This is a genomic window from Chitinimonas sp. (assembly GCF_036568685.1).
Taxonomy (GTDB): Bacteria; Pseudomonadota; Gammaproteobacteria; order Burkholderiales; family Chitinimonadaceae; genus Chitinimonas.
In genome coordinates this window covers 1-24,650 of sequence record NZ_DATCSC010000003.1, presented here as the reverse complement: position 1 = coordinate 24,650, position 24,650 = coordinate 1, and the positions used below count along the sequence as shown (strand labels likewise).

Below are 24,650 nucleotides of genomic sequence, written 5' to 3'. Positions count from 1 at the left end.
AAAGGCAGGGCGGCCTTGGGGCCGCCCGGGGGTGTTCAACGGAAGGGGCGATCGTCGCTCAGCAGGCTGAGCAGATACTGGCCGTAGCCATTCTTGGCCATGGGCCGCGCCAAATGTTCCAGCTGGGTGGCATCGATCCAGCCCTGCCGAAAGGCGACCTCCTCGGGGCTGGCAATCTTCTGGCCCTGGCGTTTTTCCAGGGTCTGGATAAACAGCGAGGCTTCCAGCATGGACTCGTGCGTGCCGGTGTCTAGCCAGGCATAGCCGCGCCCCATGATCTCGACATTCAATTCATCCCAGGCCAGATAGCGGGCATTGACGTCGGTGATCTCCAGCTCGCCGCGGGCGGACGGCTGGATGGACTTGGCCACCTCGACCACACGGTGGTCGTAGAAATAGAGACCGGTCACGGCGTAACGCGACTTGGGCTGGGCCGGCTTTTCTTCCAGGCTACGGGCCTTGCCCTGGTTATCGAATTCCACCACGCCGTAGCGTTCCGGGTCCTGCACGGCATAGGCGAACACGGTGGCGCCGCTGGGCCGGGCAGCTGCGTTCAGCAGCAGCTTTTGGAAGTCGTGGCCGTAGAAGATATTGTCGCCAAGCACCAGCGCTACGCTGTCGCCGGCGATGAATTCCTCGCCCAGGATAAAGGCCTGCGCCAACCCGTCCGGGCTGGGCTGTACCTTGTACTGCAAGCGGATGCCCCACTGGCTGCCATCGCCCAGCAATTGTTCAAAACGGGGCAGGTCCTGCGGGGTAGAGATCAGCAGAATGTCCTTGATGCCGGCCAGCATCAGCGTGGTCAAGGGGTAGTAGACCATGGGCTTGTCGTAGACCGGCAGCAGCTGTTTGCTCACCGCCAGGGTGGCCGGATAGAGACGGGTGCCGGAGCCACCCGCGAGGATGATGCCCTTCATGCTGCCCGCCCTTCGCGCTGGCTGTAGTTGGCATCGATCCATTCTCGATAAGCGCCGCTGGTGATGCGGCTGACCCAGTCCTGGTTATCCAGGTACCAGCTGATGGTCTTGCGGATGCCGGTCTCGAAGGTCTCCGCTGGGCGCCAGCCCAGCTCCTGCTCCATGCGACGGGCGTCGATCGCATAGCGACGGTCGTGGCCGGGGCGGTCCTTCACATAGGTGATCTGGCTGCGGTAGGAGGCACCGTCACTACGCGGGCGCTGCTCATCCAGCAGCTCGCAGATCAGATGGACGATCTCCAGGTTGGGCTTCTCGTTCCAACCGCCAATATTGTAGGTCTCGCCCAGCTGACCGGCGTCCAGCACCCGGCGGATTGCACTGCAGTGGTCGCCGACGAACAGCCAGTCGCGGATATTCATGCCGTCGCCGTAGATGGGCAGCGGCTTGCCAGCGAGGGCATTGGCGATCATTAGCGGGATCAGCTTTTCCGGGAACTGGTAGGGACCGTAATTGTTGGAACAATTGGTGGTGACGACCGGCAAGCCATAGGTATGGTGCCAGGCACGAACCAGGTGGTCCGACGCCGCCTTGGAGGCAGAGTAGGGGCTGTTGGGCTGGTACTGGTGCTGCTCGGTAAAGGCCGGCGCACCGGCATCCAAGGAGCCATAGACCTCATCGGTGGAGACGTGCAGGAAGCGGAAAGCCGACTTGCGTGGCTCGGGCAGGGCCTGCCAATAGGCGCGCACGGCTTCCAAGAGGCGGAAGGTGCCGAGCACATTGGTCTCGATAAAGTCGGCTGGGCCATGGATGGAGCGGTCGACGTGCGATTCGGCGGCGAAATTGAGCACGGCCCGCGGCTGATGGGTTTCCAAGAGCTGTGTCAGCAGGGCGGTATCGCCGATATCACCGACTACCAGCTGATGGCGATCATTGCCTTCCAGGCTGCTCAGGTTGTCCCGGTTGCCTGCGTAGGTCAGCTTGTCGAGGTTGATTACCGGCTCGTCACTTTGCGCGAGCCAATCCAATACGAAATTGGCGCCGATAAAGCCGGCGCCGCCAGTGACGAGAATCAAGATGAACTCCGCGACGGGAAGAGATGGACCTGACGTATCTTACAGGTAGCCATCGGGGTTGTTCGACTGCCAGCGCCAGGCGTCGGCGCACATCTCCAGGAGGCCGCGTTTGGCGCGCCAACCCAGGATATCGGCAGCGCGACTGGCATCTGCATAATAGCTTGCCAGATCGCCCTGGCGGCGTGCCACGAAGCGGACCGGAATATGGTTGCCGCAGACCTGCTCAAAGGCACGCACCATTTCCAGTACGCTGTAGCCGCGACCCATGCCCAGATTGAGCGTGATCAGGCCGTTTTCAGCCGAGATGTGCTGCAGCGCCTTCACATGGCCCTCGGCCACGTCGACCACGTGCAGATAGTCGCGTACGCCGGTACCGTCCGGGGTGGGGTAGTCATGACCGAAGACCGACAGGGCGTCCTGCCGGCCGATCGCCACCCGGCACAGATGGGGCATCAGATTGTTGACCTGGCCGTTGGGGTCTTCACCGATCAGGCCCGAGGGATGGGCGCCAACCGGGTTGAAGTAGCGCAGGATGCCGATATGCCAGCTGTCGTCGGCCTGCACGAGGTCGTGCAGCAGTTCCTCCACCATCATCTTGCTGCGGCCGTATACGGTGTTGGGCGCCAGCGGCGACTCCTCCCGGTAGGGCAGGCGGGCAGCTTCGCCATAGACGGTCGCAGAGGAGCTGAATACCAGCTTGTGCACGCCATGCTGCGACATCACGTCCAAGAGGGTGAGGCTGGCTTCAAGGTTGTGCTGGTAATACTTGAGCGGGAACTGCTGAGCTTCGGGTATCGACTTCACCCCGGCGCAGTGCAGCACGCCGGCGAAATGGTGCTGACTGAACAGACGTTGCAGCAGGGCGCGGTCACGCAGATCGCCCTCATGCCAGCTAATGGCACGCCCGGCGATCGCAGCAATGCGGTCGAGTACAGCCGGCTTGCTGTTGGAAAAGTTGTCGATGACGACAACGTCATAATCCGCGGCCAGCAGCTCCACGCACGTGTGGCTGCCGATATAGCCGGCTCCTCCGGTTACAAGTATTTTTCTACGCATCTTCCAATGCTACCGTTATTGTGCGGTGCAACCAAGATTGTAGCTGCCCCATAAGGTACGCACTATAGTCAGTTAGCATAAACCGTTGCTGAACGGCTCACTCCTGCGGTGACGGGCGGGGGCGGTTCCGGGGACGCGGATGGGGCGTCAAAAAGCGCGCAAGCTCAGACAGTGCTTGCTCGTACACGCCGCGCTTGAACTCGATGACCGCTTCCAAAGGAGCCCAGTATTCGTTCCAGCGCCAAGCGTCAAATTCCGGATGAGTGGAAGCTCGCAGCGACACATCGCACTCCCGGCCAACAAGACGCAGCAGGAACCAGATCTGTTTCTGGCCTTTATAGGTCCCCCTGAACTCACGCCGTATCCAGTTGGTGGGTACGTCGTAGCGCAGCCAGTCGCGGGTGCGCCCCAGTATGCGCACATGCTCAGGCTTCAGGCCGGTTTCTTCCATCAGTTCACGATACATCGCCTGTTCAGGCGTCTCGCCAGACTTGATCCCGCCTTGCGGAAACTGCCAGGAGTGTTCGCGTATGCGTTTGCCCCAAAAAACCTGGTTCTTGTCGTTGCAAATGATGATGCCAACGTTGGGGCGATAGCCGTCTCGGTCGAGCATGGTTATCACCAAAAATCATTAAATTGTTTCGATTTTTTCACATTGGCACGGTGATTGAAAGCAATCCGCATGCTGCAGTGTGTCTTAGACCGCGGGCTGTCTGGACGAGTGCCCCGGGGCGCGGGACTAGATCAGCAGGCGGCGGTCGTTATGAGTGTTCATGCGGGTCATATCTGCAACGAACTCGCCGAATTCGAGCGGGAAGTGGGCTTCCAGCACGGCGGCCCGCTCGCGTAGCGAGTCCCAGGTTGGGCTGTTGCAGCCGCGCTTGAAACAGAGGGCGGTCACATTGCCGCGCTGGCGGGCCGGTAGACACAGCACCAGGCCGTCGAAGGCGCGGGTCAGCCGGTCCACGTAGGCGCCGAACTTCGGGTCAGAGCCCCATAGATTGACCAGCAGTACGCCATCGTCGGTCAGCTGCTCACGGCAGCGACCGAAGAAGTCCTCGGTCGACAGCGATTCGGCAATGCCGGTTGGGCCGAAGGCGTCCAGCAGGATCACATCCACCTGGTGGCTCATGGCGGCGATGTGCTGGGCGCCGTCGCCGACGATAACCTCGAGGCGCTCGTCATCTGGCGGCAGAAAGAACATGGAGCGCGCCACGCTGACGATCTGCGGCAGCAACTCCACCGTCACCGAACGGGTGGTGGGCATGTGGCGATGGATGAACTTGCTGATCGAGCCACCGCCCAGGCCGATCTGCAGCACCTCGCGCGGTACGTCGCGGAACAGCAGAAAGGCGAACATGCAGCGGCTGTAGCCCAGTACCAGCTCATAGGGGTCACGTACCCGCATTGAGCTTTGAATCGCTTCCGAACCGAGGTGCAGCGAGCGGATACCGTCCTTTTCGCTGACGTCCACCACTACGTCGTCGTTGAAGTCCTTGTGGACCCGTTTGCCGAAGCGCCGCATCAGTGGCACCCATTCAGTTTGTCGCGGCTGTCGAGAATGCTCAGGCCGGCGAAGGGATGGTCGGCCGGCTGGCTGGGCAGCTCCGGTGCATCGAAGGCGGTGTCACCATCTTCGTAGGGACTGTCTTGGGTTACTAAACCCTTGAAGTCGAAGCGCTGGGTGTCGGCAAGGTGGGAGGGCACCACGTTCTGCAGCGAGCGGAACATGCTTTCCAGCCGGCCGGGGAAGCGCTTGTCCCAGTCCTTCAGCATCTGGCCGACAGCCTCGCGCTGCAGATTGGGCTGCGAGCCACACAGATTGCACGGGATGATGGGGAAGGCGCGGGCGGCAGCATAGCGCTCGATATCCTTCTCGCGGCAGTAGGCCAGCGGGCGGATCACCATGTGCTTGCCATCGTCGCTTACCAGCTTGGGCGGCATGGCCTTGAGCTTGCCACCGTAGAACATATTCAGGAACAAGGTCTCGAGGATGTCCTCGCGATGGTGGCCCAGGGCGATCTTGGTGCAACCGAGCTCATCCGCCACCCGGTAGAGGATGCCGCGGCGCAGGCGCGAACAGAGGCCGCAGGTGGTTTTGCCGTCGGGCACCACGCGCTTGACGATGGAGTAGGTGTCTTCCTCGATGATGCGGTACTCGACCCCCTGCTCGGCCAGGTATTCGGGCAGCACGTGCTCGGGAAAGCCCGGCTGCTTCTGGTCCAGGTTGACCGCCACCAGTTCGAAGTCGATGGGCGCGCTCTTTTGCAGGCTGAGCAGAATGTCCAGCATGGTGTAGCTGTCCTTGCCGCCCGACATGCAGACCATGATCCGGTCACCCTGCTCGATCATGTTGAAGTCGTTGATGGCGTCGCCAACGGCATGGCGCAGGCGCTTGGTCAGCTTGTCAGTATTGTATTTGGCCTTTTGCTCGGCCTCGGTCAGGCTAGGTTTCTGTACTGCGGCGTCCATGGCTGGGGCACCCGGAAATGCGAAAAGGGCGTGATTTTACAGGGTTTTTTCTTGGGGCGCTCTACAAGCGGTTATCGCGCCGTACGGCGCCCCGCCGCCCGATTGTTCCCTGCGCGGAGGAGGTCGAAGCAGTAAGCTACCTGAAGGTGGCAACGACCTCGCTCGTCTGGGGGTTTTGGTGCACCTCGAAATCACCCCTTACTCGCTGACGCGAGTGGTCGGCCTTCACCAGGGAGCTAGAGATAGACACTACGCCCGCCGTCGACGTTGATGATCTGGCCGGTGATATAGGGGGCGTCCTCGATCAGGAACTGGATGGTACGGGCCAGATCATCCGGCTCGCCTACGCGTTTGAGCGGGATGCTACTGATGATGCGTTGACGGTGCACCTCGTCGAATACCGACTCGTCGTCCGGCCAGACATTGGCGCCCGGCGCCACCGCGTTCACCCGGACTTCCGGTGCCAGATCGCGCGCCAGCGCGCGGGTCATGGCCACGATGCCAGCCTTGCCTATGGTGTAGACCGCGTGCTGGCGCATGGGGCGGTCGACCAGGATGTCGGCGATGCTCACGATGCAACCCTGCGTCTTCTTGAGTTCTGGCGCGGCAGCCTGGGCCAGGAACAGCGGGGCTTTGACGTTGCTGCCTATCAGGTCGGTCCAGCTCTCTTCGTTGATCTCGCCGAGTGGGGTGGGGAAGAAGCTGGAAGCGTTGTTGACCAGGGCGTCGAGCCGGCCGAACTGGGCCAGGGTCTGCTGCACCAGTACCGGCAGGCCGGCGATATTGAGCAGGTCGGCCTGGGTGAGGGCCACTGAACCGGGGCGTTGCAGGTTCAGTTCGGCCGCCAGAGCGCGCGCCTCCTGGGTGGAGCTGCGGTAGTGCAGCATCACATTCCAGCCTGCGCCGTGCAGCCGCCGCACGATGCTGGCGCCCACCCGTTTGGCGCCCCCGGTTACCAGTGCTACTTTGCCTTGCATGTGCGGCCCTCGTTAAACTGCCTGCCTATGTATTGCTGCGAATCTAACATATGACATCCCTTCCGGCCCCTGATGCCACGCAGCTTGCTGCGAGCGAGGACTTGCAGGCGCTGATCCGCGCCGAGATCGAGCGCGTCGGCGGCTGGCTGCCCTTTGCCGACTATATGCGGCTGGCGCTCTATGCTCCGGGCCTGGGCTACTACAGCGGCGGTAGCCGCAAGTTCGGCGCCGCTGGTGACTTTGTCACCGCGCCCGAGCTCAGTCCCTTGTTTGCCAGCAGCTTGGCACAACCGGTGGCCAAGGTGCTGGCGCAGACCGGTGGCGATGTACTGGAGATCGGTGCCGGCAGTGGCCGCTTGGCGGCCGACCTGCTGCGCGCATTGCAAAGGCTCGAGCGCCTGCCGCGGCGCTATCTGATACTGGAGCTGTCGGGCGAGCTGGCCGAACGGCAGCGCGAGACGCTCGCGAGATTGGTGCCCGAGCTGTTGCCGCGGGTGGCGTGGCTGAGCGCCTTGCCGCAGGACTTTGTCGGCTGCATGGTCGGCAATGAGGTGCTGGATGCCATGCCCTGCATGCTTTTACATCGCCACGATGGCGCCTGGCTGGAGCGTGGCGTGGTGCTGGAGGAGGCGCGTTTCGCCTGGCGGGACCGGCCCATCAAGGACCCTGGCCGGATCGGCGTTTTGGCGGGGCGGGATCTGCCTGAGGGGTACCTGACCGAGATCCAGTGGGAGGCGCAGGGTTTTGTCGCCTCGCTGGCTGCAGCCACCCGCCAGGGCGCGCTGATTCTGCCGGATTACGGTTTTGCGGGGGATGAGTATTACCACCCGCAGCGCCACCAGGGCACCCTGATGTGCCACTACCGCCACCATAGCCACGACGATCCCTTCCACCTGCCTGGGCTGGAAGACATCACCACCCATGTGGACTTCTCCGCCATCTACCAGGCGGCAACTGAGGCCGGCTGGCAATTGGAGGGCTATACCTCGCAGGCGTCCTTCCTGATCGATGCGGGTCTATTGGATGAGTTGGCCCTGCTGGATCCGACAGCTAGCGACTACTTCCAGGCGGCCGCTGCCGTACAGAAGCTGCTGGGGCCGGCCGAGATGGGTGAGCTCTTCAAGGTGATCGGCTTTTCCAAAGGGCTGGAATTGCCGGCCTTGCTGCCCGGCTTTCGCCGTGACGACCGCTCTGGCGCGCTTTAGGTGGGCGGGCTGCGGCGTGGCATCGCTGCCTCATGGAAGGTGGATTCTGCCGGCGTGCGTATTTAGGTGTTGACGAAGGGCGGGGTGATGGGGATAATCGCGCCCTCTTTGTTGGCTATGTAGCTCAGCTGGTTAGAGCACAGCACTCATAATGCTGGGGTCACTGGTTCAAGTCCAGTCATAGCCACCAGGTTTTTTAAAGCCCGTCGCCGGAAGGTGGCGGGCTTTTGCCTTATGCGCTTTTGCCGTTGCGGGCGTAATATAAGGCCTTGATTCCAGGGTGGATTAGCGTGAGCAAGAAAGTCTTCATCAAGACCTTTGGCTGCCAGATGAACGAGTACGACTCGGACAAGATGGTGGACGTGTTGAACGCAGCGGAAGGGCTGACCAAGACCGACAACCCGGAAGAGGCCGACGTCATCCTGTTCAATACCTGCTCGGTGCGCGAAAAGGCGCAGGAGAAGGTGTTCTCCGACCTGGGTCGCGTGCGCGAGCTCAAGCTGCTCAACCCCAACCTGGTGATCGGCGTCGGTGGTTGCGTCGCCTCCCAGGAAGGCGAGGCCATCGTCAAGCGTGCCCCCTATGTCGACGTGGTATTCGGCCCGCAGACCCTGCACCGCCTGCCTGAACTGATCGCGCAAAAGCGTGCCACTGGCTCTTCTCAGGTCGACATCTCCTTCCCGGAGATCGAAAAGTTCGACCATCTGCCACCGGCGCGGGTCGAGGGTGGTTCCGCCTTCGTCTCCATCATGGAAGGTTGCTCCAAGTTCTGTTCCTTCTGCGTGGTGCCCTATACCCGTGGCCAGGAAGTCAGCCGCCCCTTCGAGGATGTGCTGGTAGAGATTGCCGGCCTGGCGCAGCAGGGTGTCAAGGAAGTCACCCTGCTTGGCCAGAACGTCAATGCCTACCTGGGCAAGATGGAAGACGGCGAGATCGCCGACTTCGCCCTGTTGTTGGAATATGTGCACGAGATCCCCGGCATCGAGCGGATCCGCTACACCACCAGCCACCCCAAGGAAATGACGCAGCGTTTGATCGACTGCTACAAGACCCTGCCCAAGCTGGTATCGCACCTGCACCTGCCGGTACAGGCCGGCTCGGACCGCACGCTCGTGAATATGAAGCGCGGTTACACCACGCTGGAATTCAAGGCCATCGTCCGCAAGCTGCGCGAGGCGCGCCCGGATATCTGCCTCTCCAGTGATTTTATCGTTGGCTTCCCCGGCGAGACCGACGAGGACTTCGAGCGCACCATGAAGCTGATCGAGGATGTGCGCTTCGACGCCAGCTTCAGCTTTATCTATAGCCGCCGCCCCGGCACGCCCGCCGCCGACCTGCCCGATGATGTGAGCCACGAGGACAAGGTCAAGCGATTGATGCGCCTGCAGGCCCGCATCGAAGAATTCGCCCAGGAAGAAAACCGCCGCATGGTCGGTACCGTCCAGCGCGTACTGGTCGAGGGCAAGGCTCGCAAGGATGAACGAGAACTGGCTGGCCGTACTGACAACAACCGCATCGTCAACTTCGTTGGCAACGACCGGCTGCTGAACCAGTTTGTGGAAGTCCTGATCACCGAAGCCATGCCGCACAGCCTGCGCGGCGAGATCGTCACCCGCGAGACGGTGGCCGCCTGATGAGCACGATGGAGGCGGTCAGTGCAGACAGCCTGCGTGTCGAGCGGGTGGGCGAGACCTTGCCCGCCGAGGTTGAGGCGCTGTATGCGCTGGGCGAGGCCGAGGGTTTCCGCTTCCTGACTCGCCTGCGGCAGGACTGGTGCTGCGGCGACAACCGCTTCGACCATGAAGGCGAAGCCTTCTTCGTGGTCTGGCTGGACGATCGCCTGGTCGGCATCGGTGGCCTGAACCGCGATTGTGACGACGATACCCTGGGGCGGGTACGGCGGGTCTACGTGCACCCCGAGGCCCGCAGCCATGGCGTGGGCCATGCTCTGCTGGCAGCCATCGAGGCACACGCTGCGCAACACTTCAAGCGCCTGGTGCTCTATACCAATGCGACCCCGGCCATGCATTTTTACGAGAGCCTGGGCTATCGTCGCATTATTGGCCATCCCCAGCGCAGCCACGAAAAACGCCTTTAAGCCATTGCCGGTGCGGCAGTGGCTTCTTCACCATCAAGGATGACATGACCACGCGCCACGCGACCCGCGAACTCAGCTTTGAACCCATCGACAATGCCCGGCTGGCCAACCTGTGTGGCGCGCTGGACGAGAACCTGCGCCAGATCGAGACCGGCCTGGAGGTCGATATCGCTCGCCGCGGCGAGCATTTCAGTATTTCGGGCCGGGTGGCCCAGACCAAGTTGGCGGCCGAATTGCTGGAGCGCTTCTATGTCATTTCGCGCCGCCCGGTCGAGGTCGAGGAGATCCAGCTGGGTCTGATCGAGCTGGCTCACCCGACCGATGCCGTGACCGAGGACGGTATGCCGGCGCTCTTGACCAAGCGCGCCGACCTGCGTGGCCGTACCCCGCGGCAGAATCACTATCTGCGTGCCATTCAGGAGCACGATATCACCTTCGGCATCGGCCCGGCCGGTACTGGCAAGACCTATCTGGCGGTGGCCAGCGCGGTGGACGCGCTGGAGCGCGACCTGGTGAAGCGACTGGTGCTGGTGCGCCCGGCGGTCGAGGCCGGTGAACGGCTGGGCTTTCTGCCCGGCGACCTAGTGCAGAAGGTCGACCCCTATTTGCGCCCGCTCTACGATGCCCTCTACGACCTGATGGGTTTTGACAAGGTTACCAAGCTCTTTGAGCGCGGCATCATCGAGGTGGCGCCGCTGGCCTTTATGCGCGGCCGCACGCTGAACCACGCCTTTATCATTCTGGATGAAGCGCAGAACACCACCCCCGAGCAGATGAAGATGTTCCTGACCCGGATCGGCTTTGGTTCCAAGGCGGTGGTGACCGGCGACGTGACGCAGATCGACCTCGCGCGCAACCAGAAGTCCGGCCTGATCGATGCCCAGACCGTGCTGCAGAATGTGCGCGGCATCGCCTTGCACTTCTTCAAGAGCGACGACGTGGTGCGCCATCCCTTGGTACAGAAGATTGTGGACGCCTATGAAAAGCGCGATGGCGCTTTGGCGCGTGAAAAGGCCCAGGGCCAGAGTGGGAACAGCAATGAGCAAGCTTGAGGTATACGCCGTCGACGCCGATGGCAAGCAACGCAAGATCAAAGCCGAGGCCCTGCGCCTGGTGCTGGGTGACGGCAGCGAGCTGCAGCTCCTGGCCGATGGCGAGGGCGTGCTGATCGGCACCCCGGCCGAGGAGGGCCTGCCGGCGCGGCTGGTGCTGCGCCCTGGTGCGGCCAATGCGCTGCGGGTGGTGGTGGAGCGTGACGAGGAGCCGCTTGAGCTGGAGGCGGACGAAGCCGCCGAGCCGGCGCTGGATATCAGCGTGCAGTATGCTCACAAGCCCAAGGGTGTGCCGGCCAAGAAGCTGCTCAAGCACTGGGCCGCTGCCGCCATTGAGGCGGGCCTGGATGCCTCGATCACCCTGCGCATTGTCGACGAGGAGGAGGGGCGCACCCTCAATCGCGACTATCGCGGTAAGGACTATGCCACCAATGTGCTGAGTTTTGCCTTCAACGAGGGTGAGCCGGTGCCCGGCATGGAAGACGTAGTGATGGGCGACCTGGTGCTGTGCGCGCCGGTGGTCGAGCGCGAAGCCAAGGAACAGGGCAAGACCCCGGAAGCGCACTGGGCCCACCTGGTGGTGCACGGCGTGCTGCACCTGCAGGGCTACGATCATATGGACGATATCGAGGCCGAGGCCATGGAGGCGCTGGAAACCGCCATCCTGCAGCTCTTGGGTTACCCCGACCCCTACCTGCTGGAGAAGGGCGCGCCGGACGCCGAGGCATGATCGCGGGTTTCCATCACGTCGCCATCATTGTGGCGGACCTCGCTGCCGCGCGACACTTCTACCTCGACGTGCTGGGGGGACAGGAGCTGGCGGCGCACTACCGCACCACGCGCGACTCGTGGAAGGTGGATGTACGCCTGCCGGACGGCGGGCAACTGGAGCTGTTCACCTTCCCCGCGGCACCGCCACGGCCCAGCCGGCCAGAGGCGCTGGGCTTGCGCCACCTGGCCTTCCGGGTGACGGACCTCGACGCGGTGCTGCGCCGGCTTGAGGCGCACGGCGTGGCCCATGAGGGTGTGCGTGTGGATGAATACACCGGCGCCCGTTTTACCTTCTGCGCCGACCCAGACGGTCTGCCCATCGAGTTTTACGAAGCCGCCACACCGTCACGCGACGGTGACGATGCGCGGCTATAATCTTCCCATTGTCATTCCCACCCATCGCCATGGACTTGCCCTCTAGTCGCACCGCGACCAAGAACCCTCCCCCCCACAAACCCAACTGGCTGGAACGGCTGACCGCCTTCCTGCTGCGCGAGCCGGAAGACCGTGAGGAGCTCGTCGAGCTGCTGCACTCCGCCTTCGAGCGACACCTGCTGGATGCCGACGCACTGGCCATGATCGAAGGTGTGCTGCAGGTGGGCGATCTGCAGGTGCGCGATGTGATGATCCCCCGCTCCAAGATGGACGTCATTGACGTCAACGATCCGCCCGAGCAGTTCATCCCCTACATCATCGAGACCGGCCACTCCCGCTTTCCGGTCTTTGAGGGCAGCAAGGACAATATCCTCGGCATCCTCCTGGCCAAGGACCTGCTGCGCTACTACGCCGGCCACGATTTCAAGGTCCGCGATATGCTGCGCCCGGCGGTCTTTATCCCCGAATCCAAACGCCTCAACGTGCTGCTCAAGGAGTTCCGCGCCAACCGCAACCACTTGGCGGTGGTAGTGGATGAGTACGGCGGTGTGGCGGGCCTTGTCACCATCGAAGACGTGGTCGAGCAGATCGTCGGCGATATCGAGGACGAATACGACTTCGACGAGACCGAGGACAACATCCTGCAGGATCGGCAGGGCCGGTGGCGGGTCAAGGCCATTACGCCGGTGGCAGACTTCAATGCCGTGGTCGGTGCCAGTTATAGCGATGACGGTATCGATACCGTTGGCGGCCTCGTGGTGGCGGAATTCGGCCGGGTGCCCAAGCGTGGTGACGCAGTGAGCTTTGGTGGCTACCACTTCCAGGTGCTGCGGGCGGATAGTCGGCGCATCCACACTCTGTTGATCGAACGCGAGGCCACGCACGTGGCGGAAGCGGCGTGAGTCGCGTCCGCGCGGCGACGCGTCTGCTTGCCGGCCTGTTACCGCCCTTTTTGATCGGTGCTGCCGCGGTCTTTGGCTTCGCGCCCTACGGCGTGTGGCCTTTGCTGCTGCTTTCCCTGGCCCTGCTGTTCGGCCTGGTCGATGTGGCGGCAACGCCGAGAAAGGCCGCCGTCATCGCTTGGGCCTGGGGCCTGGGCTACTTCACTGGCACCATCCACTGGATCTATATCAGCCTGCATACTTATGGCGGCATGCCGGCCCTGCTGGCCGGTCTTGCCGTGCTGGGGTTGGCGGCATTCCTCGGGCTCTACCCGGCCGTCGTTGCCTGGGGCGCGCGCCGCTGGGCCGGTACGGTTCGTGCTGCCCTGTTGCTGGTGGCTTTGCCTGCCTGCTGGTTGCTGGGCGAGTGGTTGCGTGGCTGGCTGTTTACCGGCTTCCCCTGGGCCTCGGTCGGTTATAGCCAAGTCCCGTCAGGGCCGCTGGCGGGCTATGTGCCCATTCTGGGTATCTATGGTGTGGGAGGCCTCTTGGCGCTACTGGCGGGCATGTTGGCCTGGCTGGTCGGGCGGCCGCTGGATCGTGCCGCTGCGCTGGTGCTGGGTGCGGGCCTGTTGCTCTGCCTCGTAGGTTACCCCCTGGGGCAGATCGAGTGGACCCAAGCCAGCGGCAAGCCACTCAAGGTGGCCCTCTTGCAGGGCGCCATTCCACAGAACCGCAAATGGGGCATGGAGGATCTGCTCTACAACCTCGATACCTACTACCGCCTGGTGCGCGATGCCAAGGCCGAGCTGATCGTGCTGCCGGAGACGGCGTTTCCGATCTTTTTGCACGATATGGATCAGTACTACCCGGACTATCTTGCCGCCATGCTGGCCATGGCCAAGAAGCAGGATGCCGCCCTGATCGCCGGTGCGCCCCGGCTGGATGCGCAGAGCCAGCGCTATTACAACGGCGCGGTGCTGCTGAGCGACCCACGTCGTCCGGCCAACTACAAGGCCCACCTAGTGCCATTTGGTGAGTTCGTGCCCATGCGGCCGCTGGTTGCCTGGATCTACGACAATATCCTGCAGATGCCGCTGGCGGACTTCAGCTCGGGCGGGCCGGTGCAGACGCCGTTGAACGTGCGCGACCAGCGCATCGCCGCCAACATCTGCTACGAGGACGTGTTTGGCGAGGAACTGCTGCCCAATGCGCGGCAGGCCACCCTGCTGCTCAATCTTTCCAACCTGGCCTGGTTTGACGGCTCGGCCGCGCTGGCCCAGCACGGCCAGATCAGCCAGGCGCGTGCCATGGAAACCGGTCGACCCATGCTGCGTGCCACCAATAGCGGCACCACCGCCGCCATCGACGCGCACGGCCGTTACCTGGCCAAGCTGCCGGAGCGGGTGGAGGGAGTGCTCTACGCCACCGTGCAGGGCCGCACCGGCGAGACGCCCTATCTGCGCTGGGGCAATGTGGCCGCACTCATCCTGGCTGGCGCAGGTCTGGTGCTGGCCCGCTGGATGGCACGGCGCCACTGAGACGCGCTGGCGGCTGCCAAATGCAAAGCGCCGGGGTTTCCCGGCGCTTTTTCACTATTTGGGCCTATATCTCCCTGTTTCCGCGGGGCTTGTTCAGTCTGCCCGTGCAACCGGCAGGAGCACGACCCGGGTGCCGGCCAGCCGGTCGAACAGGGTCTGCTTTTCCTTGTCCACCAAGGCCCACAGCCAGGGCAGGGCGGCCAGGACGCAGGAAGTCCAGAACAGCCATTTGAGGTTCGGCATATGCTTGCCATAGACATAGGTGGGCAGCGGCGGGGCGTAGGCCACAAGGACAAGCAGAAAGCGCACGGTGATGGCACGAGCGCCAGGCAGTTGGTTGGCCTGGGTCCGCAATTGCAGGCGCCAGGTCTTCATGGCCAGGGTCTGCCCGCCACGACCCCAACACCAGGCGAAGTAGCCATACAGCACGGCCAGCAAGTAGACGCCCAGCACATTGCGCCAAACGGGGCTGTCGGCGATCTGGGTGGCACCGATGCCGGCCCCGCCCAGCAGCAGCTGGAAGGCCCCGCCACTGACCATCAACACGGCGCACAGCAGCAGGGATTCGTAGCACAAGGCGACCAGGCGCCGCCACAAGGGCGCCAGCGGGTGTTCATGCGGCATGGGGATGAGGCCTACGACGATAAGGCCGCCACGATACGGCTTTGGGCGGCACTACGCCAGTGCCGGGCGGTGCTTCAGGGGGTCTGGGTTGGCGCAGGTGACGGCGCTGCGGGTTGCGGTGCTGGCGTGGCCTGGGCCTGCTTGAGCTTTTCCTTCACTACGGCACGCTGCTCGGGTGGCAATTTCTGCACCTTCTTGTAGTTCTCGCGGGCTTTTTGCCGTTCAGCCTTGCTGAGACTGGCCCAGCCCTTGAGCCGCGTATCGATACGGCTGCGCTCGTCGGGCGATAGGGTAGGGTAGCGGTTGGCCAAGAGGACCATATGCTTGCGCTGGCCGGCGGAATAGCTTTCCCAGTCCTGTGCCAGTGGTGCCAGCACGCTGCGTTGCGCCGGGGTGAGGGCGTTCCAGGCCGGTGCCGTCGGCTCCGGCGCCGCCCAGGCGCAGACATGCAGCGCAAGGGCCAGCGTGACCGCGAGTCGCAACAACCGCATCAGGACTGTCCCTGCCCGGTCATGTCGGCTTGATCAAGCAGCCAGGCTTCCATCGGCACTTCGTCGGCCAGGAGTTGGGTGTCGACGTCATCGTCGATGAAGGAATCAGGCTGGTTATGCCACCACACCAAACCCGCCATCAGCATGATGGCGACCCAGGCCGCCTGGCCCAGCCGGCGCGAACCGCTAGGGTGACGCACCGACCAGCCCTGCAGGCCAGCCAGGAGGCGCACCGGCGCCTTCTGCGCAGCGGAAGCTGCCAGTGCCTTCTCGCGCCCGGCGGCCAGCCGGGTTTGCTGGCGCAGCGTCAGGGGCGCTTGTGCCAGCTCGCGGCCGGCCTGGCGGCCGAGATCTTCTGGGTCGATGTGTTGGGTCATGGTCCTACCCCTCTTTCCCGCAGCCATTCTGCCAAAGTATGGCAGGCGCGGGAGCAATGTGTTTTGACGCTGCCTTCCGAACAACCCATGGCTGCTGCGGTCTGGGCTACGTCCAGCTCCTCCATGTAACGCAGGAGGAAGGCTTGCCGTTGACGCAGTGGCAACTTTGCGATGCATTCGTCGATTGCGCGCCTCAGGCTTGCCCGTTCGGCTTGCTCATCAGGCGGCTGCAATGCTTCGCTGGCCGGCTCTACCTGCAGGGTGTCGAGCGGGTCGATTTCCTCGTCGGCTTCCTTGGCAGGGGCCAGGGCCGAGAGCAGGCTGACCCACATGGAGCGGACCTTGCTACGACGGTAATGGTCGCGGATGGCGTTCTGCAGTATGCGCTGGAACAGCATGGGCCATTCGTCGGCCGGCCGGTCGGCGTAATTCTCGGCCAGTTTGAGCATGGCATCCTGCACCAGGTCCAGTGCCGCATCCTCGTTCTGCACGGCGAACATAGCCTGGCGAAAGGCGCGGCGTTCGACGTCGGCAAGGAATTGAGACAGGTGTTCCGCTTGGGTCAAGATGGGTCCAGGTCCATTAGTGCGCGCGAATGATAGCAAAGCTACCCAGCTTGTTGCATTGCGACACTTGACCGGGTGATGGCCGGTCGGCTATGGTCACGGCATCCTCTCCGCCACCGAAGGCGCTTGCAGCCAGACTCGCTCGCAAGTGCCACATCGGCAGCAAGTCTCGATGTTCATCCGCCTGCCACAAGCAAGGCGCGGTGACAGCCCGGTTGGCTCTGGTGCGCGTTCCTGCGTGCCGTTTCTAAAAGTCCTACAGGCTTTTTTGCTGCATTGGTTGCAGATCACGGTTTTCGTTGCAAGTTGGCATGAAGCAGTTGACCCTGCTTCGCGGTCGTCCCGGTAACGGTACGGCGGCTTGGCGTCTTTTCCAAGGCGTCAGGTGCGCATACCCGCCCGCACGGATGTGCGGGTTGATTCCGAGTCTGATCGTCCGCCACACGGGCCCGTGGTTTGTTTTGTGTCCCCTTTACCAAGGAAGACATTATGGAAATCTCCGGTGCGGAAATCGTTACCCGCTGTTTGCAGGAAGAAGGCGTTGAATTCGTCTTCGGCTACCCGGGTGGCGCTGTCCTCGAAATCTACGACGCAATCTTCAAGCAAGACAAATTCAAGCATGTGCTGGTACGCCACGAGCAGGCGGCCGTGCATGCGGCGGACGGTTATTCCCGTTCCAGCCACAAGGTGGGCGTGGCGCTGGTGACCTCGGGTCCCGGCGCGACCAATGCCATTACCGGCATTGCCACCGCCTATATGGATTCCATCCCGCTGGTGGTGATCTCCGGCCAGGTGCCCACACCGGCCATCGGCCTGGACGCCTTCCAGGAAGTCGACATGGTCGGCATAACCCGGCCCTGCGTGAAGCACAACATCCTCGTGAAGGATGTGCGCGATATCGCCAGTGCCATGAAGAAGGCCTTCTACATCGCCACCACCGGCCGTCCCGGCCCGGTGATCGTCGACATCCCCAAGGATGTCACGCTGGCCAAGGCTGAATTCCAGTACCCGCAGTCGGTCAGCCTGCGCTCCTACAACCCGCCCTCCAAGGGTCACCCAGGCCAGATCAAGAAGGCGGTCAACCTTCTGACTGAGGCCAAGCGGCCGCTGATCTATGTCGGTGGCGGCGCGGTGCTGTCCAATGCCTCCAGCCAGGTCACCGAGCTCGTGAAGATGCTGGGCGTGCCGGCCACCAATACCCTGATGGCGCTGGGCGCCTTCCCGGGTACCGACCCGCAGAACCTCGGCATGCTGGGCATGCATGGTCTGTATGAAGCCAATATGGCCATGCAGCACTGCGATGTGCTGATTGCCGTGGGCGCACGCTTTGACGACCGGGTGATCTCGGTACCCTCGCACTTTTTGTCGTCCCCCAAGAAGATCGTCCATATCGATATCGACCCATCGTCCATCGCCAAGCGGGTCAAGGTCGACATTCCCATCGTCGGCAACGTGCGCGACGTGCTGGACGAGATGCTCTCCTTGCTGCGCCAGAGCGGCGCACGGCCCAATGCCGAGCACTTGGCCGGCTGGTGGAAGCAGATCGAGGAGTGGCGCAGCCATGACTGCCTGCGCTTCAACGCCGACAGCGACATCATCAAGCCGCAGTTTGTGGTGCAGAAGCTGCTCGAGGTGACCGGCGGTGACGCCTTCGTGACCTCGGACGTGGGTCAGCACCAGATGTGGGCGGCGCAGTACTACAAGTTCAACAAGCCACGCCGCTGGATCAACTCCGGTGGTCTCGGCACCATGGGCTTCGGCCTGCCGGCCGCCATGGGTGTGCAGCTGGCCAACCCGCACGACACCGTCGCCTGCATCACCGGCGAGGCCTCCATCCAGATGAATATCCAGGAGCTTTCGACCTGCAAGCAGTACCACGTGCCGGTCAAGATCGTGAACCTGAACAACCGCTACCTGGGCATGGTGCGGCAGTGGCAGGAGTTCTTCTACGGCAACCGCTACGCCGAATCCTATATGGATGCGCTGCCTGACTTCGTGAAGCTGGCCGAGGCCTACGGCCATGTTGGCATGAAGATCGAGCGGCCGGCAGATGTGGAACCGGCCCTGCGCGAGGCGATGCGGCTCAAGGACAGACTCGTGTTCATGGACTTCATCACCGACCAGACCGAGAACGTCTTCCCCATGGTGCAGAACAACCGCGGCCTGAGCCAGATGGACCTGCCGCCGCATATGCGCCAACTGCAACAAGGCACCGTCGCCAAAGAGCGCGACTATGGCAATCTGAGCTAAGGAGGAGAGAGACATGCGACATATTCTTTCCATCCTGCTGGAAAACGAAGCCGGCGCGCTGAGCCGGGTGGTGGGCTTGTTCTCGGCTCGCGGTTACAACATCGATTCGCTGACCGTATCGACCACGGAAGACCCGACCTTGTCACGGATGACCATCGTCACCAGCGGCTCGGACGATGTGATCGAGCAGATCACCAAGCAGCTCAACAAGCTGATCGAGGTGGTCAAGGTGATCGACCTCAACGAGTCCGACCATGTCGAGCGCGAACTGATGCTGATCAAGGTCAGAGCCACCGGCAAGGACCGCGAGGAGATGAAGCGGATGGCGGACATTTTCCGCGGCCGCATCCTCGATGTGACCGAGAAGACCTACACCATCGAACTGACTGGTGAGAGCTCCAAGCTCGATGCCTTTATCGATGGCGTGGACCGTACCTTGATCCTCGAAACCGTCCGTACCGGTGCTTCGGGCATCGGCCGCGGTGAGCGCATACTGAAAATCTGACGACCAGACCGGCAGGCCGTGCCGGCCGCTGGCCCTCCCCAAGCATATAAAGGAATACGAAATGAAAGTTTTCTACGACAAAGACGCCGACATCTCCCTGATCAAGGGCAAGCAGGTCACCATCGTTGGTTACGGCTCGCAAGGCCATGCCCACGCCCTGAACCTGAAGGATTCCGGCGTCAACGTGACCATTGGCCTGCGCAAGGGTGGTGCCTCCTGGAGCAAGGCCGAGAACGCTGGCCTCGCGGTCAAGGAAGTGGGCGAGGCGGTGAAGAACGCCGACGTGGTCATGATCCTGCTGCCGGATGAGAGCCAGCCTGAGGTCTACAAGCGCGATGTCGAGCCCAATATCAAGCAAGGTGCTGCACTGGCCTTCGCCCATGGCTTCAATATCCACTACAACCAGATCGTGCCGCGCGCTGACCTCGACGTGATCATGGTCGCCCCCAAGGGGCCTGGCCACACCGTGCGCTCCGAATACAAGCGTGGTGGCGGTGTGCCGTCGCTGATCGCGGTCTACCAGGACAAGTCCGGCAAGGCTCGTGACCTGGCGCTGTCCTACGCCGCAGCCAACGGCGGCACCAAGGGTGGTGTGATTGAGACCAACTTCCGTGAAGAGACCGAGACCGACCTCTTCGGTGAGCAGGCCGTGCTGTGTGGCGGCGCGGTGGAGCTGGTGAAGATGGGCTTCGAGACCCTGACCGAAGCCGGCTACGCCCCCGAGATGGCCTACTTCGAGTGCCTGCACGAGCTCAAGCTGATCGTCGACCTGATGTACGAAGGTGGCATTGCGAACATGAACTACTCGATCTCCAACAATGCCGAGTTCGGCGAGTATGTGACCGGCACCGAGGTGATCAACGAGCAGTCGCGCGCCGCCATGCGCAATGCCCTCAAGCGCATCCAGACCGGCGAATACGCCAAGATGTTCATCCTGGAAGGCAAGACCAACTACCCGGCCATGACTGCGCGTCGTCGCCTGAACGCCGCCCACCCGATTGAGACTGTGGGTGAGCAGCTGCGTGACATGATGCCCTGGATCAAGGCCAACAAACTGGTGGACCAGAGCAAGAACTGAGTACTGCTGCGAGGCATGAAAAAGGCCGGCTATGCCGGCCTTTTTCTTTGCAGATAGCGGGTGCGGACTATTGTGCCGCCGGCCAGTCGGCCATGCGCTCGCCCAGTTGCACGGCACCGGCAGGTACCCAGCCCGGATTGAAGCCGAGCTGCGACTTGGGGAATAGCATCACCACGGTGGAGCCGAGCAGGAAGCGGCCCATCTCCTCGCCCTGCTTGAGGACGATGTTCTGGTCGCGGTAGTCCCATACTTCCACGGTCTTGCGGCGTGGCGGGTTGACTACGCCGTGCCAGACAGTGGCCATGCTGCCGACGATGGTGGCGCCTACCAGGGCCAGCACGAAGGGGCCGCGCGCGGTCTCGAATACGCACACCACCCGCTCATTGCGGGCGAACAGGCCGGGTACGCCGCGGGCGGTGGCCGGATTGACCGAGAAGAGTTCGCCCGGCACATAGATCATCTGCGTCAGGCGGCCTTCGCACGGCATGTGGATGCGGTGGTAGTCGCGCGGGCTCAGGTAGATGGTGGCGAAGTGACCGTCCTCGAACTGGCTTGCCAGTGCGGCATCGCCGCCGACCAACGCCAGGGTGCTGTATTGGTGGCCCTTGGCCTGGAATATCTGGTCACGGGCAATGGGGCCGAACTGGCTGATGGCACCATCAACCGGGCAGACCAGGTCAGCGCTGGCCAGAGGGCGAGCGCCAGGCTTGAGGGCGCGGGTAAAGAAGTCGTTGAAGCTCTGGTAGCTGGCCGGGTCTGGATTGGCGGCCTCGGCCATGTTGACGTTGTAGCGACGGATAAAGGACCGGATGATCGAGAGCACCAAGGGGCTTTGCGGCCGATTGGCAAAGGCGCCGGCCAGCTGGGTCAGCGCCAGCTTGGGCAGCACGTGTTGCAGTAGGACAAATAGCCGCTCGGACACGGTTGCTCTCGATAAAGTGAAGCTGGGCATTCTAACGCAGTGACCGCTCGCAAAGACAGTTGCGCAAGGGCTAGTTTAAAATTGCGGCCCCGGTTCAATATTGCCGCTGTGCCTCACGTAGGCGCGGGGCCAAGCACGAGGCCATCCATGCATCCCAATGCCAAGCGCGCCCTGAATCTGCGCCGCCAGAGCATTTACCTGCTGCCCAACAGCGTTACGCTGGCAGCCTTGTTCGCCGGCTTCTATGCCATTGTCCAAGCCATGAACCACCGCTTCGAATACGCTGCGGTGGCCATCTTCGTGGCCATGGTGCTGGACGGTCTGGACGGCCGTGTTGCGCGTATGACCCACACCCAGAGTGCTTTTGGTGCCGAGTTCGATTCGCTGTCGGACATGGTGTCCTTTGGCGTGGCGCCGGCCCTGGTGTCCTATGAATGGATGCTGCGCGGTTTTGGCAAGCTGGGCTGGATCGTGGCCTTTATCTATTGCGCCGGAGCAGCCCTGCGGCTGGCCCGCTTCAATACCCAGCTGGAGGTGGCCGACAAGCGCTACTTCCAGGGCATGCCCTCGCCGACGGCCGCGGCCCTGGTGGCGGGCTTCGTGTGGGTTTCGCTAGAGATGGAGTGGGGCGGCGAGGCCCTGCGCTGGCTGGCGCTGGCAGTGACCGCCTTCGCCGGCCTGACCATGGTCAGCAATGTGCGCTACTACAGCTTCAAGGAAGTGAACGTGCGCAAGACCGTGCCCTTCGTGGTGCTGCTGCCTATCGTACTGGCCCTGGTGGCCATTGCGGCCAGTCCACCGGTGGCACTGTTCGGCCTGTTTGTGGCCTATGGCCTGTCTGGCTATGTGCAGGCCATCTGGCGACGCTTCAGTCCGGCGAGGAAAGCTTGACCGCTATGGGGCAGACTCCTACGCTGTCAGATCCTACCTGCTTGCGGGTGTATGACACGTCGCCACACTGCATACCCTCGGGCTGCTGCCTGAACGCTGGCGCTATAGTAGCCAGCCAAAATTAGAACAATCGAACAGCCGCCCGGTCTTATGACCGAGCGGCTGTTTTGCTAGTACCCATCGTTACTGGAGACGACAACATGAGCGAGCGGCTGTATCTATTCGACACCACCTTGCGCGACGGCGAGCAAAGCCCCGGCGCGGCCATGACGCGCGAGGAGAAGATCCTGATCGCCCGCCAGCTCGAGAAGCTGGGCGTTGATATCATCGAGGCCGGCTTTGCCGCCGCAAGCCCGGGTGATGCCGAGGCCATCCATGCCATCGCCGAGGTGGTCAAGGACGCCACGGTCTGTTCGCTGGCTCGGGCCAACGAGCGCGATATCCGCGCTGCCGGCGAGGCAATCAAGCCGGCCGCCAGCGGGCGTATCCACACCTTTATCGCCACCAGCCCCATCCATATGGAAAAGAAGCTGCGCATGCAGCCCGACCAGGTGGTGGAGGCTGCGGTAGCAGCGGTGAAGCTGGCGCGGGAATACACCGACGATGTGGAATTCTCGGCCGAGGATGCGCTGCGCTCCGAGCCGGACTTCCTGTGCCGCATCTTCGACGCCGTGATCCAGGCCGGTGCCCGCACCATCAACGTGCCCGATACCGTGGGCTATGCCGTACCGCACCTGACCACCGCTTTCTTCCGCCGGCTGATCGAGGGTACCGCCGACTCGGACAAGGTGATCTGGTCGGCGCACTGTCATAACGACCTAGGCATGGCGGTATCGAACTCGCTGGCTGCCGTCATGGGCGGTGCCCGTCAGGTGGAGTGCACCATCAACGGTCTGGGCGAGCGCGCTGGCAATGCGGCGCTGGAAGAGATCGTCATGGCGGTGCGTACCCGTCGCGATGTGTTTGATCTCGAGACCCGCATCGACACCACCCAGATCGTGCCGACTTCCAAGCTCGTTTCCACCGTCACCGGTTACCCGGTGCAACCCAACAAGGCCATCGTCGGTGCCAACGCCTTCGCGCATGAGTCCGGCATCCACCAGGACGGCGTGCTCAAGCACCGTGAAACCTACGAGATCATGTCGGCCGAATCGGTAGGTTGGACCCACAACAAGCTGACGCTGGGCAAGCTCTCGGGCCGTAATGCCTTCCGTAGCCGCTTGCAGGAGCTCGGCATTCTGCCGGCCGGTGAAGAAGCGCTCAATGCCGCCTTTGCCCGTTTCAAGGAGCTGGCCGACAAGAAGCGCGAGATCTACGACGAGGACCTCTTTTCCCTGATCGGGGACGCGGTCGCCACCGAACGCTACAAATTGGTCTCGCTCAAGGTGGTCTCCGAGACGGGCGAGCAGCCGCGGGCACAGCTGGTGCTGAGCGACGAAGGACGCGAATGCCATGGAGAGTCGGTGGGCTCTGGGCCTGTGGACGCCACCTTCAAGGCCATCGAGTCGCTGGTGGCCAGCGGCAGCGAGCTGCAGCTCTATTCGGTGAATGCCATCACCAGCGGCACCGACAGCCAGGGCGAGGTCACCGTGCGCCTGCAGCAGCATGGCAAGGTGGTCAATGGTCAGGGGGCGGATACCGACATCATTGTCGCCTCGGCCAAGGCCTATCTCTCGGCGTTGAACCGCATCACGCTCGATACCGTCCGGGCGCATCCGCAGGTCTAGTCAGCCTGGTAGCGGCAATAGCAAAGGCCCGCCTGGTGCGGGCCTTTTGCTATTTGGCATCTGCTTGGGTCGCTTCTGCTGGGGAGCCGAGGCCATGCTGCAGGGTGACCAATAAAAAAGAGCCGCGTCTGCGGCTCTTTTCGGTAGTGCGTATACCTTAGTTAGGTACGTTACACTTGTTCACGCCGAAGGGACTGGTCTGGCCCGGGGGGGAAGTCTTGGTGTCCTTCAGGTCATCGCCCAGCAGCGGCAGGATGAAGTCGGCCGAGTTCTGGTATTCCGAACCTTGCACGGTGGTCTTGGCGGTCAGGCTGACCATGGTCCAGTTGCCGTAGTTCTTGCCATAGGTTACTGCGACAAAGGCAGAGCCGGTGTTGTCGGTAGTGACCGAGGCCGGCGAGGCGGCCGCGACGGTGCCGGGCTCCAGCAGGCCGTTGTTGTTGTCGTCTTCACCCGCTTCCAGAATGCCGTTCAGGTTGCGGTCTTCGTTACGGCACTGGTCGTTGATCTGCTGGGTCCACAGATTGGTGATGGCGTCGACATACCAAAAGCCCTTGCGGTACGCCCAGGTACCTTGGTAGGGCTGCAGCTGGATCTGTACCTGTGCACCGACCACCGGGTTGCCCGCAGCATCGGTCACCAGCACCGCGTAGGGGATCTGGTACTGGGTCGAGTTCAGCACGGTGATGGTGTTACCGGTACCCAGGCGCACAAATACGCTCTGGCCGGCTACCGTCAGGCTCAGCGGAGTGCCGCCGTTGATCACGGTGCCGTTGATGCTGGCGGTGATCTTTACCGCAT

Annotated in this window: 26 protein-coding genes and 1 tRNA gene; 14 read left to right on the top strand and 13 right to left on the bottom strand. The window is 62.7% G+C overall.

Translation table 11 applies throughout. The features are described from left to right. Window positions 1–35: 35 nt before the first annotated feature. The 7 genes from rfbA to VIM95_RS00330 form a co-directional block, all read right to left on the bottom strand. Complete coding sequence (gene rfbA / locus VIM95_RS00360; RefSeq protein WP_331981365.1) at window positions 36–917, bottom strand: glucose-1-phosphate thymidylyltransferase RfbA; 882 nt, start codon at window positions 915–917, stop codon at window positions 36–38. Next, window positions 914–1,993: a dTDP-glucose 4,6-dehydratase gene (gene rfbB, locus VIM95_RS00355; RefSeq protein WP_331981407.1), complete on the bottom strand. Its 1,080-nt coding sequence runs from the start codon at window positions 1,991–1,993 to the stop codon at window positions 914–916. The genes rfbA and rfbB overlap by 4 nt, the downstream gene beginning before the upstream one ends. Before the next feature lie 36 nt (window positions 1,994–2,029). Then, window positions 2,030–3,046 carry a UDP-glucose 4-epimerase GalE gene (galE, locus tag VIM95_RS00350; RefSeq protein WP_331981362.1) on the bottom strand — a complete coding sequence of 339 codons (1,017 nt, stop codon included), beginning with the start codon at window positions 3,044–3,046 and terminating at the stop codon, window positions 2,030–2,032. 97 nt (window positions 3,047–3,143) lie between these two features. After that, window positions 3,144–3,659 (bottom strand): RNA pyrophosphohydrolase, encoded by a 516-nt coding sequence (locus VIM95_RS00345; protein ID WP_331981359.1) that lies wholly within the window; start codon window positions 3,657–3,659, stop codon window positions 3,144–3,146. Between the two features lie 126 nt (window positions 3,660–3,785). Further along, the gene (locus tag VIM95_RS00340; RefSeq protein WP_331981356.1) at window positions 3,786–4,571 is read right to left on the bottom strand and encodes a polyamine aminopropyltransferase; all 786 of its coding nucleotides are present in this window, start codon (window positions 4,569–4,571) and stop codon (window positions 3,786–3,788) included. Further along, a complete protein-coding gene (gene ttcA / locus VIM95_RS00335; RefSeq protein ID WP_331981353.1) occupies window positions 4,571–5,518 on the bottom strand; it encodes a tRNA 2-thiocytidine(32) synthetase TtcA in 948 nt (315 codons plus the stop codon). Before ttcA ends, VIM95_RS00340 begins: the two co-directional genes overlap by 1 nt. A 236-nt stretch (window positions 5,519–5,754) precedes the next feature. Continuing rightward, window positions 5,755–6,495 carry a pteridine reductase gene (locus VIM95_RS00330; RefSeq protein ID WP_331981349.1) on the bottom strand — a complete coding sequence of 247 codons (741 nt, stop codon included), beginning with the start codon at window positions 6,493–6,495 and terminating at the stop codon, window positions 5,755–5,757. A gap of 50 nt (window positions 6,496–6,545) precedes the next feature. Between VIM95_RS00330 and VIM95_RS00325 the strand changes: the two genes are divergently transcribed. The 9 genes from VIM95_RS00325 (at window position 6,546) to lnt (ending at window position 14,418) form a co-directional block, all read left to right on the top strand. Beyond that, the gene (locus VIM95_RS00325; RefSeq protein WP_331981346.1) at window positions 6,546–7,700 is read left to right on the top strand and encodes a class I SAM-dependent methyltransferase; all 1,155 of its coding nucleotides are present in this window, start codon (window positions 6,546–6,548) and stop codon (window positions 7,698–7,700) included. Window positions 7,701–7,813: 113 nt separating this feature from the next. After that, window positions 7,814–7,890, top strand: a tRNA-Met gene (locus VIM95_RS00320). A gap of 100 nt (window positions 7,891–7,990) precedes the next feature. Then, a complete protein-coding gene (miaB, locus tag VIM95_RS00315) occupies window positions 7,991–9,334 on the top strand; it encodes a tRNA (N6-isopentenyl adenosine(37)-C2)-methylthiotransferase MiaB (RefSeq protein ID WP_414648449.1) in 1,344 nt (447 codons plus the stop codon). Then, window positions 9,334–9,798: a GNAT family N-acetyltransferase gene (locus VIM95_RS00310; protein WP_331981343.1), complete on the top strand. Its 465-nt coding sequence runs from the start codon at window positions 9,334–9,336 to the stop codon at window positions 9,796–9,798. The genes miaB and VIM95_RS00310 overlap by 1 nt, the downstream gene beginning before the upstream one ends. Before the next feature lie 44 nt (window positions 9,799–9,842). Then, window positions 9,843–10,850, top strand: a complete 1,008-nt coding sequence (locus VIM95_RS00305) for a PhoH family protein (protein WP_331981340.1) — start codon at window positions 9,843–9,845, stop codon at window positions 10,848–10,850. 220 nt (window positions 10,851–11,070) lie between these two features. Then, window positions 11,071–11,580, top strand: a complete 510-nt coding sequence (gene ybeY / locus VIM95_RS00300; RefSeq protein WP_414648450.1) for an rRNA maturation RNase YbeY — start codon at window positions 11,071–11,073, stop codon at window positions 11,578–11,580. Then, window positions 11,577–11,996, top strand: a complete 420-nt coding sequence (locus VIM95_RS00295; RefSeq protein WP_331981334.1) for a VOC family protein — start codon at window positions 11,577–11,579, stop codon at window positions 11,994–11,996. Before ybeY ends, VIM95_RS00295 begins: the two co-directional genes overlap by 4 nt. Window positions 11,997–12,025: 29 nt before the next feature. Beyond that, window positions 12,026–12,898: an HlyC/CorC family transporter gene (locus VIM95_RS00290; protein ID WP_331981331.1), complete on the top strand. Its 873-nt coding sequence runs from the start codon at window positions 12,026–12,028 to the stop codon at window positions 12,896–12,898. Next, window positions 12,895–14,418, top strand: a complete 1,524-nt coding sequence (gene lnt / locus VIM95_RS00285; protein WP_331981328.1) for an apolipoprotein N-acyltransferase — start codon at window positions 12,895–12,897, stop codon at window positions 14,416–14,418. The genes VIM95_RS00290 and lnt overlap by 4 nt, the downstream gene beginning before the upstream one ends. A 93-nt stretch (window positions 14,419–14,511) precedes the next feature. On the opposite strand, the gene VIM95_RS00280 is transcribed toward lnt, so the two are convergent. From VIM95_RS00280 to VIM95_RS00265, 4 genes are all read right to left on the bottom strand, one after another. Further along, a complete protein-coding gene (locus tag VIM95_RS00280) occupies window positions 14,512–15,042 on the bottom strand; it encodes an RDD family protein (RefSeq protein WP_331981325.1) in 531 nt (176 codons plus the stop codon). Between the two features lie 74 nt (window positions 15,043–15,116). Further along, window positions 15,117–15,533, bottom strand: a complete 417-nt coding sequence (locus VIM95_RS00275) for a DUF3106 domain-containing protein (RefSeq protein ID WP_331981322.1) — start codon at window positions 15,531–15,533, stop codon at window positions 15,117–15,119. After that, window positions 15,533–15,910 carry a DUF3619 family protein gene (locus VIM95_RS00270; protein WP_331981319.1) on the bottom strand — a complete coding sequence of 126 codons (378 nt, stop codon included), beginning with the start codon at window positions 15,908–15,910 and terminating at the stop codon, window positions 15,533–15,535. Before VIM95_RS00270 ends, VIM95_RS00275 begins: the two co-directional genes overlap by 1 nt. Beyond that, entirely contained in the window at window positions 15,907–16,476 is a 570-nt protein-coding gene (locus tag VIM95_RS00265) for an RNA polymerase sigma factor (RefSeq protein ID WP_331981316.1), read from the bottom strand. Before VIM95_RS00265 ends, VIM95_RS00270 begins: the two co-directional genes overlap by 4 nt. A 489-nt stretch (window positions 16,477–16,965) precedes the next feature. On the opposite strand from VIM95_RS00265, the gene VIM95_RS00260 reads away from it, so the two are divergent. The 3 genes from VIM95_RS00260 to ilvC all read left to right on the top strand — a co-directional run bounded on the left by VIM95_RS00260 (window position 16,966) and on the right by ilvC (window position 20,309). After that, complete coding sequence (locus VIM95_RS00260) at window positions 16,966–18,726, top strand: acetolactate synthase 3 catalytic subunit (RefSeq protein ID WP_331981313.1); 1,761 nt, start codon at window positions 16,966–16,968, stop codon at window positions 18,724–18,726. Window positions 18,727–18,739: 13 nt separating this feature from the next. Then, window positions 18,740–19,231, top strand: coding sequence for an acetolactate synthase small subunit (gene ilvN, locus VIM95_RS00255; protein ID WP_331981310.1), 492 nt, complete (start codon window positions 18,740–18,742; stop codon window positions 19,229–19,231). Window positions 19,232–19,292: 61 nt separating this feature from the next. Next, window positions 19,293–20,309, top strand: a complete 1,017-nt coding sequence (gene ilvC / locus VIM95_RS00250) for a ketol-acid reductoisomerase (RefSeq protein ID WP_331981307.1) — start codon at window positions 19,293–19,295, stop codon at window positions 20,307–20,309. A 67-nt stretch (window positions 20,310–20,376) separates the two neighbouring features. Here the strand turns inward: ilvC and asd are convergent, their stop codons facing one another. Continuing rightward, window positions 20,377–21,231 carry an archaetidylserine decarboxylase gene (gene asd / locus VIM95_RS00245; RefSeq protein WP_331981304.1) on the bottom strand — a complete coding sequence of 285 codons (855 nt, stop codon included), beginning with the start codon at window positions 21,229–21,231 and terminating at the stop codon, window positions 20,377–20,379. A gap of 147 nt (window positions 21,232–21,378) precedes the next feature. Here asd and pssA point away from each other — a divergent pair, with 147 nt between their 5' ends. Together pssA and VIM95_RS00235 are read left to right on the top strand one after the other, a co-directional pair. After that, complete coding sequence (pssA, locus tag VIM95_RS00240; RefSeq protein ID WP_331981301.1) at window positions 21,379–22,122, top strand: CDP-diacylglycerol--serine O-phosphatidyltransferase; 744 nt, start codon at window positions 21,379–21,381, stop codon at window positions 22,120–22,122. A 200-nt stretch (window positions 22,123–22,322) separates the two neighbouring features. Continuing rightward, the gene (locus tag VIM95_RS00235) at window positions 22,323–23,849 is read left to right on the top strand and encodes a 2-isopropylmalate synthase (RefSeq protein WP_331981298.1); all 1,527 of its coding nucleotides are present in this window, start codon (window positions 22,323–22,325) and stop codon (window positions 23,847–23,849) included. Window positions 23,850–24,006: 157 nt separating this feature from the next. Here VIM95_RS00235 and VIM95_RS00230 read toward each other — a convergent pair. After that, window positions 24,007–24,650 (bottom strand): hypothetical protein (locus VIM95_RS00230; RefSeq protein WP_331981295.1); only part of this gene is annotated, 644 nt, incomplete at its 5' end.